The sequence below is a fragment of the Palleniella muris genome (assembly GCF_004792655.1).
Classification (GTDB): Bacteria; Bacteroidota; Bacteroidia; order Bacteroidales; family Bacteroidaceae; genus Prevotella; species Prevotella muris_A.
The window spans coordinates 87,634-101,140 of the sequence record NZ_SRZC01000010.1 but is presented as its reverse complement, the minus strand read 5'-3'; the positions used below and the strand labels follow the sequence as shown (position 1 = coordinate 101,140).

General features: G+C 49.3%; 13 protein-coding genes. All 13 read right to left on the bottom strand.

Translation table 11 applies throughout. The features are described 5' to 3' along the window. Positions 1–18 precede the first annotated feature (18 nt). Positions 19–1,383 (bottom strand): MATE family efflux transporter, encoded by a 1,365-nt coding sequence (locus E5358_RS07450; RefSeq protein ID WP_135939635.1) that lies wholly within the window; start codon positions 1,381–1,383, stop codon positions 19–21. A gap of 21 nt (positions 1,384–1,404) precedes the next feature. Beyond that, complete coding sequence (locus E5358_RS07445) at positions 1,405–1,881, bottom strand: S-ribosylhomocysteine lyase (protein WP_135939602.1); 477 nt, start codon at positions 1,879–1,881, stop codon at positions 1,405–1,407. Positions 1,882–2,184: 303 nt separating this feature from the next. Further along, complete coding sequence (locus tag E5358_RS07440) at positions 2,185–3,222, bottom strand: carboxymuconolactone decarboxylase family protein (RefSeq protein ID WP_277821207.1); 1,038 nt, start codon at positions 3,220–3,222, stop codon at positions 2,185–2,187. A 288-nt stretch (positions 3,223–3,510) separates the two neighbouring features. After that, positions 3,511–4,461 (bottom strand): DUF362 domain-containing protein, encoded by a 951-nt coding sequence (locus E5358_RS07435; protein WP_135939600.1) that lies wholly within the window; start codon positions 4,459–4,461, stop codon positions 3,511–3,513. Between the two features lie 207 nt (positions 4,462–4,668). After that, entirely contained in the window at positions 4,669–5,556 is an 888-nt protein-coding gene (locus tag E5358_RS07430) for a helix-turn-helix domain-containing protein (RefSeq protein ID WP_135939599.1), read from the bottom strand. Further along, on the bottom strand, positions 5,553–6,047 hold the full coding sequence (locus E5358_RS07425; RefSeq protein WP_168354611.1) for a cyclophilin-like fold protein: 495 nt from the start codon (positions 6,045–6,047) through the stop codon (positions 5,553–5,555). Before E5358_RS07425 ends, E5358_RS07430 begins: the two co-directional genes overlap by 4 nt. Positions 6,048–6,186: 139 nt before the next feature. Then, complete coding sequence (locus E5358_RS07420) at positions 6,187–7,266, bottom strand: alpha/beta hydrolase (protein ID WP_135939598.1); 1,080 nt, start codon at positions 7,264–7,266, stop codon at positions 6,187–6,189. A gap of 425 nt (positions 7,267–7,691) precedes the next feature. Beyond that, positions 7,692–8,483: a glycosyltransferase family 2 protein gene (locus tag E5358_RS07415; RefSeq protein WP_135939597.1), complete on the bottom strand. Its 792-nt coding sequence runs from the start codon at positions 8,481–8,483 to the stop codon at positions 7,692–7,694. A gap of 55 nt (positions 8,484–8,538) precedes the next feature. Next, positions 8,539–9,096, bottom strand: a complete 558-nt coding sequence (locus E5358_RS07410) for a WcaF family extracellular polysaccharide biosynthesis acetyltransferase (protein WP_135939596.1) — start codon at positions 9,094–9,096, stop codon at positions 8,539–8,541. Beyond that, on the bottom strand, positions 9,083–10,189 hold the full coding sequence (locus tag E5358_RS07405; RefSeq protein ID WP_135939634.1) for a glycosyltransferase: 1,107 nt from the start codon (positions 10,187–10,189) through the stop codon (positions 9,083–9,085). The genes E5358_RS07410 and E5358_RS07405 overlap by 14 nt, the downstream gene beginning before the upstream one ends. Then, positions 10,189–11,265 (bottom strand): glycosyltransferase, encoded by a 1,077-nt coding sequence (locus E5358_RS07400; protein ID WP_135939595.1) that lies wholly within the window; start codon positions 11,263–11,265, stop codon positions 10,189–10,191. Before E5358_RS07400 ends, E5358_RS07405 begins: the two co-directional genes overlap by 1 nt. Positions 11,266–11,364: 99 nt before the next feature. Then, positions 11,365–12,300, bottom strand: a complete 936-nt coding sequence (locus tag E5358_RS07395; protein WP_168354610.1) for a hypothetical protein — start codon at positions 12,298–12,300, stop codon at positions 11,365–11,367. Next, positions 12,290–13,507 (bottom strand): O-antigen ligase family protein, encoded by a 1,218-nt coding sequence (locus E5358_RS07390; protein WP_135939593.1) that lies wholly within the window; start codon positions 13,505–13,507, stop codon positions 12,290–12,292. The genes E5358_RS07395 and E5358_RS07390 overlap by 11 nt, the downstream gene beginning before the upstream one ends.

Genomic DNA, 13,507 nt, shown 5'->3' with positions numbered 1-13,507 from the left:
ATATAATGTATTTTATGGTCATTCCCTTATCTTCAGCCTGAATTTCAGCCTCAACAAGAATGCTATGCCACGGAATGTAAGTTCTATTGCCATGGCAATCCACACGCCATGCAGCCCCATTGTAGGTGCGAGCAGTAACGCCAACGTAAGTCTTACGCCCCAGATGCTTGCGAGATTCAGCACACTTGACCCCATCGTCCTTCCTGCTCCGACGAACACACTGTAAGTGACTATGGCAGCAGCGAAGCCCGGTTCCGCCCATGCCTCTATGCGCAAGACCTCCGTACCAAGGCGTATGACGTCCGCATCGGAGGTCACAATCGCCATCATCTCCGGTGCAAAGACCCACATCACGACACCCATAAGTGCCATGATAGCCATGCCCAACATGACTGAAATCCATGCAAAGCTGCGCATAAGCTCCTGTCTTTTCGCCCCCATGCTCTGCCCTACGAGTGTTGTGGCGGCCTCTGCCACGCCGTAACCCGGCATATAGCACAGGCTTTCGACATTCACACCGAACGTGTTGGCAGCGATTGCCACACTTCCCATAGGTGCTATGATGCCCGAAATGGCAACCTGCGCACCGGACATCACGCCACGTTCCAGACTTATCGGTGTGCCTATCTTCAGCACATTGGACAGTGTATCCCAATGAGGCTTGAACTTCTGCACCTTATCGAGTGAGAAGCGCAGGTTCCTGTCGTGTGCCACAAGGAAATACATCATCAGAACCATCGTGATAAAGTATGCCGCCCATGTGCCCAAAGCGGCACCGAGAACGCCCATATCCAGCACGAAGATGAACAGGAAATTGAACAAAACGTCCAACACACACATCATCACTCCGAGTGCACTCGGTGTCTTCACATTGCCGCTGCAACGCAGACTGCCGGCTGCAAGACTGTTCATCATCAGCAAAGGCATTGCCAATGCAACGATGGAGAAATAGAGCGTGGCATTCCCACGTATAGCCTCTTCCGCCCCAAGCCATACCGGCAGATGCGGGGCGATGAGAAGTCCCACAAGCGTTATGCACGCACTGAATGCCAGTCCGCACGAAATGCCTTGCCTGACAATGCTCCTCGCACGCTTGGCATCATTCGCTCCTATCTTGTGCGCCACCTGAACATAGAATCCTGTGGCAAGACCTGAAATCACACCTCCGAACAGCCAGCATGTCGTGGACACAAGTCCCACGGCAGCAGCCTCATGAGTGCCGAGGTGACCGAGCATCGACGCGTCGATAATCTGCATCACGACAGACGACAGTTGGGCTATCATCGCCGGCATACTCAGCATGGCTACAAGCGCAAGTTTCTGACGCAAGGTCATCACTTGCGTGCTGTCGCGAACCATCTCAAGCAGTTGGTCCTTTGTCATCCTTCCCAATCCGCTTCTCCCTTATTCAGCTTTAGGATACTCACAATGGAAGGCGTTGGTCAGACGCTCTACATAACGGCGTGACTCCCACTTTGCCATCGGGAGGTCATGAAGCAAGCAGTTGCCGCAGGTGGCAGGCGTTGTGCCCGGCACTTCGCCTTCAAAATCCACGACAAACTTGAATGCACGGAGCATAAATTCACGCATTTCCTCACATGAATGGCTGCCTTTCATGATGAGATAGTTGCCGGTCTGACAGCCCATAGGTCCCCAATAGATTACCTTGTCCTTCCATTCCTCATCGTTGCGGAGATATGTTGCGACAAGATGCTCCATGGTGTGGAGTGCGCCCTGTGCCATTGCCGGCTCATGATTGGGAGCAGTCATGCGTATGTCGTACGTGGTGACGGTCTCACCGCCTACTTCGTCCTGACGGGAAACATAGATTCCCGGCTGCAGATTGGTATGGTCTACTGCAAAACTTGGTATGAGTTTCATTTCTTTTCCTTATTTGTTTGTTTTGATTCTGAGTGCAAAATTACTAAAAATAAGTTAGCCGGCAAAATTAATTCAATCTGAATTATTGGTTCGGTAAAACGCAATGCATCTCTATTGTGTACACAAATGTCCGGAAGTTTCTGTGCGAAAAACCGCGTCAGCGGTTCCCAAGGCAAGCCACTTTTGAAGAAAAACCTCATAAGCTAATGATATACAATAACTTTGCTGCTTGTCATTGTTATTTTACCGGACGACACCAATAAATCAGAACGAATCCGAATCATCCAAACATTCAAGAACACACTAATGCAGCTTATTGTACTCCTCGTCGCTCACCTTCCCCAACCACTCATTAGGCTCTGAGCCGGGCTGTGTGTTCTCAACAGCGACATGAGTGGCTATGTGCTGAAACCAAGAATCCTTTGCAGCACCGTGCCAATGCTTCACACCTTCAGGAATATCGATGATGTCACCGGCCTTCAGTGCTACCGCCGGCTTGCCCCACTCCTGATACCATCCCTTGCCGGAGACACAGACAAGTATCTGGCGCGCCCCGTGATGTATGTGCCAATTGTTGCGGCAGCCCGGTTCGAAAGTGACATTGTTGCACGGCAGGACTGTCGCCTCGCCATCCCTCAGGTTCTTCGGACGGAGGGGAGCAAGGTGGCTGTTGCCGACAAAGTACTGCGCATAGCCCACATTCGGCTCACCCTTTTGCCAATCACCGGCACAAGCGTCGGCAGCGGAGTCATGCTGCGACAGCCCGTTCTCTGTAAGGAAACGGCAAAGCTCGTCCACCTGATCCTGCGTGTTTCCCATGTTCACAGCACCACGCTTGTGGGACGCAAGCTGTGACGCAACGCCTTTCAATGCCGAGAGGGCTGCCACTGTGACAATCTCACGGTCGGCATGGGACAACTGGTCTCCGGCAAAAATGTCACCGAAAAGATGCGCCTTCAGGTAGTAATCGTCCTGAGGACAGAAATCATAGTTGAACGCTCCTCCCGACAACTGTGTCTGAACCTTAGTCCCAAGCTCCAATGCAGCCTTGGCATCGTCCCAGACAGCCGGGCGAGTCCATGGCTTTCCGTCCTTCCACTCCGGTTTTCTGTCATTCAAAGCCTTTGACAACACTCCCAGAGCGTTAAGGGAACGTAGGAAACCCGTGTAGGCATAAAGATGAGAGAATGCCTCTTTCATCTCGTTGACCGTGACACCTCCGTCAAGTGCCTTGCGCACTGCCGTTTCCAGACGCGCAAGGTCGCCCTGTGCCTCAAGACTTGCAACGGTGGCAAGATGCAGCTGACGCTCGGTCAGGGTCTGTGCTTTTATTGTTGACATAGCAAATAATATTAATAATGTTGTGAATATTCTGTTCATTGATTCTTGTTCTTTTTATGGTCAAACAAAATAAATTGTGAAAACACGCATGCCTTTACTGTCAATATTTCCATGCAAAATGTGGCGGAGCCACACTTTGCATGGAAGCGATTACGGCAGAACATAGGGATTATGCAAAAACACAATCAGTGAATAATTTGAAAACCACGAGTAATGCACTTGCATATTTCCGCAAAGCAATCCTGTTTGACTGTATGTTTCTTTTATGACTTTTCCTTCCACCGAAGCCTACTTGTCGATGTTTACAATCTCATACTTCCGTGAGCCAAGCCCGATTTTCTCGCCCCAAGTCAGGATATGCGTGCCATGCTGCTGTGCTATACGGTCAAGCAGGGGCTGCGGATTGTTGTGCGCGTCCTTATGGATTTTGGCGACAATGTCATAGCAAGCCTGGTCACAGGCGACAGGGTCAAGGGAGGCGACTATGCCATAATCGGCAATCAAAGGCTTCTGCGGATTGGCATTGCAGTCACAGTCGATGCTCATGTTGTTCATAACCGCAATATAGACAATCCGCTCACCGTTGCCGAAATAGTCATGCACAGCCTGGGCTGCGGACGCCATAGACTCGACAAAACCGTCCTGATCGTCAATATGGCTCCACATCTTCGCCACATCGTCAGTCACTCCCGCCGAATGGATGTACGCCTTTCCGGCAGAGGAAGCGACACCGATGCTCGCATTCTTCAGCACTCCTCCGAAACCGCCCATCTGATGTCCCTTGAAGTGGGCGAGGTTAATCATGAAGTCATAGTACGCCAGATGCTTGCCGACAATGTCGTATTTGATGTGCGCAGTGTCCTTCACCGGGATGTTCATGTCCCCTTCCTCGTCCATGATGTCCACAGGCGCAACGGCTGTGAAGCCATGCTTGCGGACGGTCTGCCTGTGCGCCTCGGTAGTGTTCCGTGTGCCCGGATAGGCGGTGTTGCACTCCACAATGGTGCCATGCACCTCGTCCAGCAAAGGTTTGATGAACATTGGGCGAAGATAGCCTGTCTTCTGCGACTCGCCTGTGCTTATCTTCACCGCCACGCGCCCTTCGGCAGTCCGTCCCAAGGCTTTGTAGATGCGGACAAGAGACTCCGGAGTTATCTCACGGGTGACATAGACCTTGCTCTGCGCATGCGCACCCAAAGCGAGGAATGCCATAAAAGCAAAACTCAAACAGCGTTTCATATTCTTATATATCATATTCATTAATTCAATCGGCATACACACTGATAAACAACAACTTACATATAACACACAACGCAACGTGATTGATGCTCCGGCGAAAGGTAACACTTTGTGCGGTAAAGTGTTACACTTTGCATGGCAAAAGGTAACCTTTCACAAGGCAAAGTGTTACCTTTCGCAAAGCGGACTGTATGGCAACGTTTTTCCCTATGCCGTGCGATACTGCGTGGGAGTCTGCCCCGTGCACCGCTTGAAGAAGCGCACGAAATGCTGAGGGTACTCAAAACCGAGTCCGGCACTTATCTGCGTGATGCTCAGTTCGCCGTCACTAAGCATCTCCTTGGCGGCAAGGAGCAGGCGGTCAGTGATGAAATCCTTGGCGGTGCGCCCTGTCTCCGCCTTCACAAGTTCACCGAAATAGCCGGTGGAAAGGCAGCATTTGTCGGCGAAATATGCCACATGGGGCAAGCCATTCGTGCGTGCCTTGTCGCGGACATACTCGTCAAGCATCTTTGTAAAACGCTGAACGACACTGTGGTTTATCTCCTCGCGAGTTGTGAACTGACGGTCGTAGAAGCGGAGGCAATAGTTCAGCAACAGTTCTATGTTACTGACAATCAGCTCACGCGTGTGCTTGTCGATGGCATGGTGCAGCTCCTGCTCTATCATTCCCAACACTCCGCGATAGACTTCAATCTCCTGTGGGGAGAGATGCAAGGCCTCGCTGCTCGAATAGCTGAAGAACTCATAGCGTGAAATCTGCCTGCCAAGCTGCGTACGCGCAAGGAAATCGGGGTGGAACACAAGGGCTGTCCATTTCGACCGCACACCTGTCGGTTCGACATGTATGGTCTGCCCCGGGGCGAAGGATGTCACGGTCATCTCGTCAAAGTCGTATTTCGTGCGCCCATACGACAGGCTGCACCCTTTCGTCTCCTTGAGGAAAAGGGCATAAACCCCATAGTGCATGTCGCACTCCTCTTCCTCCGCGCCGCTCTCCCCGTCAAAATACGCCACGGAGACAAGCGGATGGAAGGTCTCAAAGCCAAACCTGTCGTTGAAAGCCTGTACAGAGTCGATGTTTACTGTCTTCATTTTCTTGATTTCTTTATTCCGTTTTCTATGTAAATACCCTTTGCAGGAATCTTATCCAATGCCTTTCCATCAAATCCTCGGACAGCGGTGGCAGCAGTTGTTGTGCCTGTTTTCACTCTCTCCACCGGTGTTTCTCCGGCAAGAGAAAGTGTGACGGTGCAGTCGCCTGTGCCGAGGATGCTCCTTATCTCGGACGCGGAAAGATTGTCAATCCTGCCAAGGCGCGTGAAATTCCACTCGTTTGTGTCGTAGTATATGCAGACGTTGTTCCCCAGATAGAGGATTATGTCGCCGGGAACGGTGGTGATGTACTCATCATTGCGTGGGAGAGCGTGCCCTATGTCGCCTACCTTCTCGAAGTTGCCATAGTCATGCGCATTGTAGGTCAGCGATCCCTGCTCCAGCAATGCCACGAGAGCGGCGGCGGAAGAGTTGTCGGCAAGCGTGGCGGTCATTGACCTGCCGTTGACGCTGATGATTATCTTTTTCATTGTCCGGGTGTCTGTTTTTGTTATGTCATCATTCCTTTCAAAGCAAGAAACTCCTGGAATCCCGTTACATCCTGCCATGGCATGGAGTGAAACGAGCATGGCGCAAAAGACGGAAACAAGTATCCTCATGGCGCATACTTTATTTGAGATATGTCCTGTAGAACTCTCCTATCTTGTCAAAAGGTATCACCTCGAGATTGTCATACAGGTCGGTGTGCACGGCATCCGGTATGAGCAGCAGCTCCTTGTTGCCTGCTTTTGCCGCCACACTCTCGCCATTGCGCATCATGTCGCGGTAGGCGTCCTTGGAGAAATAGCAGGAGTGGGCTTTCTCACCGTGAATCATCAGCACTGCGGAGCGTATCTCGTCACTGTATTTCAGTATCGGTTGGTTAAGGAACGACATGCAGCCTGTCTTCGTCCAACCGCCGTTTGAGTTGCCGCTGCGCGGATGATAGCCGCGTGATGTCTTGTAGTAGTTGTGGTAATCCTTCAGGAACCATGGAGCGTCGGCAGGCAGTTCGGCAGGCACACCGCCACCCTGCTCATGGCTGCCCTGCGCAAATTCCTTCGTGCGCTGTGCGTTGAGAGCGACTTTTGCCTCATGGCGCGCATCGGCATTGTCACCTCCGTCGAAATAGCCGTTGGCGTTCACACGGCTCATGTCGTACATTGTCGATGTCACTGTAGCCTTAATGCGTGTGTCAAGAGCCGCAGCATTTAGTGCCATACCGCCCCATCCGCAGATACCAAGGATACCGATACGCTCCGCATCGACATCATCACGGCAGGAAAGATAGTCCACCGCAGCTTGGAAATCCTCGGTATTGATGTCAGGAGACGCCATGAAGCGCGGCTCTCTGGCAGACTCTCCGGTGAAGGAAGGGTCAAAAGCCAATGTGACGAATCCCCTTTCTGCCAGCGTCTGGGCATACAGTCCGGAGCACTGTTCCTTGCAAGCGCCAAACGGTCCGCATACGGCAACGGCTGCCATCCGTCCTTCCGCATTCTTAGGAACGTAAAGGTCTGCCGCCAGTGTGATGCCATAGCGGTTTGTAAAAGTGACCTTCCTATGGCTGACTTTTTGTGACTGTGGGAATGTCTTGTCCCATTCTTGAGTGAGTGTAAGTGCAGTGTTCATGGTCTGTGTAGTGTTTAATGTTTGTGCTGCCACTGAGAAACACAGCAACGACAGCAATGATATTAATGTTTTCTTCATTAGTGTAATATTCTCTTCATTAACTCACGGACAAAAGGCATCTCTGCAGCCATGCCTTTGTTCCGGGTGCAAAATTACACATAATATCATTACAGTCCCATACCCCAATCATGGTTTGATTTACCGTAATTTCGGTTTTTGGGCATCCTACATGTCATTAACTCTTAGCATTCTCACACCTTATCATCCGCAAATTTAATGATTTCCTTTTGAAAAACAAGCATAAGTGGCATGAAAAAAACAAAGCTCATGAGAAAAATACATCTTGAGACAATACAATATCTCAGAAAACAAAAACGCCATACCATACTCTGTCTTATGAGTATTGGCATGGCGGCAAAGGGCACACATTTATATATAGACTGTTCAGCGTATTCTGTTCATGCAGCTTATATGGATGTACATACAAAAAAACGAGTGGAACATCACTTAAATTTCGCCTCTATGAACTGCGGAAGCTTCCACAGCATCTTCTCCAGCTTCATCAACACAGGATTCATGCCATGGGAACTGTACATGCGGACATCCTCACGCCACATCTGCTTCCTGCGGGCACTGTCCGTGCTAAGCCCGCCCATGCGCATACGGACGATGTACTCAGGAAGATAAGTAACGGACAGCTCGCCGCCAACAAGATAACGGAACAACAGGTCGGAATCCGCTGCTATCTTGTAGCTCTCGTTGTAAAGGCCTTTGCGTTCCATCACGCTACGGCGGATATAGCATGTCGGATGTAAAGGAAGCCAGCCGTGGCGGACTTTCCAAAGGCGGTACTTGCCGCCTATCCAGTTGCGGACAACCTTATCCGTACGCTCATGGTTCACAAACAGCCCATCACCGTAAAGGAAATCGGCATGGCTCTCGCGGAAACGCTCGGCGATATGGGAGACGGTCTCATCGGAATAAAGGAAGTCATCGGAATGGACAAGGCCGATGATGTCGCCGGTAGCCATGCGGATGCCTTTGTTCAGTGCCTCATACATCCCGCCGTCAGGCTCGGAGATGACCTTCATCTCAAAACCCGGATGCATAGACTTGAAACCGTCTTCTTTGGAAAGACGCTCCATTTCCCTTATTACCTCCAAAGACTTGTCCGTGGAAGAGCCATCAACAATGATGTACTCTATGTTCGGATAGTCCTGCGACATAACACTCTCGATCGCGCCGCGGATTGTCTCCTCACGGTTGTAGCAGGAAGTGATTATTGATATCTTCATAACAGTGATTTTCTCCTTATTTAAATAGATGCTGACAGGAATTTCAGATATTTCCTCAGACAGTTTTTATCTTTCTTTTTCTTATCATCACCGCCGGAATACCTTGGTAAATCCCAGCGGATTCTGTGTCCTTTGTTATCACACTGCCGACTGTGGCAATGGAGTTCTCGCGCATCGTTATGCCCGGACAGACAACAACGCGAGCACCAACCCACACACCGTCCTCAAGGACAATCGGGGCATTGCGATATGGCATTGAAGATATGGTATAATCGTGGTTACCGGTGAGAAGCAACGCTCCTTGTGACACACAGGCATTGCTGCCGATGGTCACATAGTCGAGATTGTCAATCCAGCAGTTCTCGCCCAGCCACACATTGTCGCCCACCGTAAGTTTCCATGGGAACTTGATGGTCACATTGTTCTTTATCACCAAGCCTTTGCCTATCTTTGCACCGAAAGCGCGGAGAAGAAAAACCTTTATTCCCATGAAAGGATTCCATGAGGCGCGTACAAACAGCGCATTGACAAAATACCACAGTGCTATCTTCAATCCGCCTGCTCCTTTATCAAAATCACCGGTGGTAAAAGCTCCCAAATCAACTTTTCCCATTGTCAAGCATGTTGTTGTACATTTCCACAAACTCCTCCGCCACCTTGCGCTCGGAATACTTTTCTTCCACAAGTCGGCGTCCGTTACGTCCCTTCGCCTCCAACTCCTCTTCCGAAAGTCCGAGGAAAGAGCGCAGGGCTGCCACCGTAGGCTCTGTGCCTACTGCTGTCCACCAGCCGCAGCCATAATCATGAAGGTCACTCCATGGTGTACCCTCAGTGGTCACGACAGGAGTGCCACTTGCCAATGCCTCAGCGACAACTATACCGAAATTTTCGCTATGAGTAGGCAGCACAAAGAGGTCTGCCCGACGGAACAGTTCCCATTTCCTATCGCCATAGACACCACCTTCGAAACGGATGATGTCAGCGATGCCAAGGTCGGAAGCACGACGCTTCAGTTCGTTGATGTAGGATTCCTCACCCTCACCGGCTATGCGCACAGTGTATCCATGTAGCTCAGATTTAAGTTCCGCCACCGCCTCGATGAGGAAGTTTATGCCTTTCTTCACATGCACACGGCTCAGGAACAATATCTCCTTGTTGCGCTTCCATGATGTCTTCATCTCTATGCTGTCGACGTCTACGCCATTGGCTATGACACTGATTTTATTATTGTAGCCAAGTGCCAGAAGATTCTCCTTTTCGCTCTCCGCTGTGGCATGAAGACGCTCGGCACGGACAACGGCACTCTTCTGATAAAGAAGCAATGCCGGGAATTTCCTTGTCCAATAATGCCTCTGCATAATCCATGGCTCAAGCATGCCATGAGGGGTAAGGACAACTTTATGTCCGCATGACTGTGCCCAACGCTGAAGCATGGCACAACTCGGTGTCCAACAGCAGTTGATGTGGACAATGTCCGGCTTCACATCATTCAATAGCTGTTGCCATTCGCATTTCAGACTACAGTAGTTCTTCCAAAAAGGAAGTCTGTGCACCGTGCTGTAATCCATCGGCAACTCATTGTCACTCGCATGGGAAGCTATGTGCAGTTCGGTCAACTGTCCCAACTCTTTGGCAAGCAGTTGCATGTAAAATGCCGTCCCTCCCCAAGTACGGTCAAGACTGGGAATATAATGTACTATCTTTATCATAAAATACTCAATGCATTATTTACCATGTTAGTTGGCAGAAGTGTTATCGCCAATGCCTTAGCCTCACGCCCCATACGCTCTATGTCCTCACTCTCGCTTTCGGCAATCGCTTTCAGACAATCGTCCATCGAGCCAAGAATCCTGCCGTTATGCCTATCCTCAATGTAACTGTATTCAACACACTGCAATGTTTTCAGCGAACGCTTGAAAGTAAAGACTGGCAAACCATATCCCATTGCTTCGACAATGGACAGTCCCACCCATCCCGGCTGGAAATAAATGTCGGCTATTGAGAAGAGTTCGCGTTTCACCGCCACATCGTACACCGCCCCGAAATCATGGACATTAGGATATTTCGTGAAATCAGGCTTGTTTGCTCCATCGCCGATAATGATGAAGCCAAAACACTTGTTGTCAAGTTTTTCGATTGTCTCAAGCAGTAAGTCAACCCTGCGGTAAGGAGAAGTGAAACGGGCACAGAAAATAAGTAGCCTTTCTTCCGTAATGGCGTATTTCTCTTTCAATTCTGCCTTGGACATGGGCGGAATGTATGAGACAATGTCGTCCATTCCTGTCACAGTGTTGTTAAGTGCCACAATCTTTTTCTTTGGGAAAATCTCTTTCCACTGCTTCTCCTCCTTCGGCATGTAAAGCCATACACCATCAGCCATTGCTCCCATCCATCTCAGCTTCCAGTCCAGTTTCCGTTCTTCTTTAAGATAGCGCTTCACAGAAATGCCCTGACCATACAGCACGATGTGTTTCCTGTGAATGAACTTCGTCAGCAGCAGCAGCCATGTGGTGAGATGTGCAAAATGAAGCATCAATACAAGTGTGTCATATTCCTTATGCAGCAATTTGACGGGATTGTACCACAGCACTCCATGCCATTGCATGTTCGGAATGAATCTGACACCCTCACTTTGCACCTTAAAACCGTTCTTTGCCGCTGCTTCCTGAGAGTTATAGACATATATGTCTGCCTTTCCGCATTGCTCGCGCAGCCCTGCGAAGAACTCCTCACGATAATGCGGCACCTCTGGCTGCAATATCGCTAAATTCCTTAAATTCATAAACTTCTTTTTATCACATGAACCAAACAACCGGCTGAAATCACAATAAAAGCATGTTACTTGCCATTTGCATCCATGTGTGTGTTAAAACAAATACAATTAGTCAGCCAACAATATTTCAAGGCATTTTGCCAAATGCTTCTGACCGTCTTCATTCAAATGAATACCATCGCGGTACATTGCCGGAGTCTCGCCGTCCTCCAGTCCCTTCACACAACGAACATTGTTTTCTTCCGCCCATTGAAGGATTGCTTTTCCCATGTCATTGTATTCTCCGGCTTCCAATTCTCCTTTCTCGGCATGGAGATATATAAGGAAAGGGATTTCCATTGAGTCAGCAATAGCCTTCAATTCACCAAACCCGTCATTTATCGGATATTCCATAGGTGACTTTGGCTGTACCACAGCATTCTCAACATGGTTTGCAACGGTCTCATCCGGATCCAACCGATGCATTGTCCGGTCCCAATACTTGGCTAACTTCGGAATGATGTATCTGTCCAACAATTCCCAAATAGCAACTTTGTACTGCCTGTCAGGATAATTCGGGAATTTGCCGACAACCGGTACATGGGACATACGGTCGTAAGCGTCATGGCTGCTGCACACCAGCACCATTGCCTTAGCACCGAAAGTTCCTTTCTCTTTCAGATATGCAGCACAGTTGTCCGGTCCCCAACTGCCGGCTGAGATATTCAGCATCTGCATACCCGTCTCTAATGAGAAAAGCGTGGACGCCAAGTCATCCTGATCAGTCATGGTACCACCAAACAGCACAGAGTCACCAAGACCTAGAATAATCTGTCTTGATGTGTCCGGTTCCTCACTGTTACGCTGTGAGAAAGAGTTAGTCTTGATGTGCGCACCGAACCGGTATCTGTCCTGATCAGGCAAGGCTATGTATTCGTAAGACGGGCTTTCACGGTAAAGAAGAGCATCACAGAAACCGAAACAGCGGAGGATAAGTTCTATACACAAAAGCAATACCAACACCGCCAGCACATTCCTACAGTTCACCATGTTCTTACACCCCATTCCCCTGTTTACTTAACGCCATCAGCTGCGGTCTGTACATCTGAGCCTCACTCAAAACACCGACACACATCCAACAGACAACACACATGTACCATCCGCCTTGAAACATATAGCCCTCCAGAACCGTATGCACTGTAAAGAAACAGAATATCGCATACATCAAGACATACTCCGTATCATACTTCACTTTCTTCACAGAGGTAAATGTGCGAAGCCACAGTATCAAAGCAACAACAAATCCCACCACACCCGTCTGGGCAAGAATGGCAATCCAGCTGCCGCCTGACTCGTCACGACCTATAGCACGTTTCATACCTACACCATTGACGGCATAACCTACACCAAAAACAGGAGAGGAGTTAAACTCTGCCATACGCTTATTCCACAACGCATCACGTGACGTCACTCCCGACTCTTTTTGTGTTTCCTGTTTCAATATCATGCGTTCCGCACTCTTCATGAAAAAAGGAAAAGACAGCACACCTATCAGGCCGAAAACCATCAGATATTTGAAAATAGCCTTTGCATTGAACGAAAGCCACCAGAAAAGTAATCCAGAAGATACAGCAGCGAGCCCAAATGCGGAACGAGAGGCTGAGAGAAGGCAGACATAGACAGAAGCAAGAAGCATGAATAAGAGGAAATACTGATATTTGGCATTTTTCCCCCTATTTCGGAACAACAGGTAAGAGAAGAAAATGATACTCATGGCTGCGGCCGCACTGTTCCACATCGGGAACTTGGCATAGCCGGAAAATTCGTCTACACCTCCGAACTCTGTCATACTTCCGCCATAACGGATTATCTGGTTATTGACCCCCTGCAACTTTGCTATCAGACTTATTATCACTGTCCCCGCAAAACCGATGACAAAATTCCGCATCAGCTTCTTCTTGAACAAATGCCAGCGCAAACTTGTCACAAAGGGACCGCACAACACAAGAATTGCCGTAAACAGTATCAAACGCAGGTCAAGAGCCATATTGACTATGGAAGCAAGCCACACCACGGCAAGGAACACCACATAGATGGAATATCTCTGCTCCATACGCACACTATACCTGCTCATCTTATACCCTAACAGGGCAAGCCCGATGTAATATACAAAGCCTGGAATATTATAAGGATAGAGATTACTGAAGATACAGAATGTTATCAACAGCTCTATCTTGTTATTCCCATAGTAGTTCTTTACAGTTTTCCACAT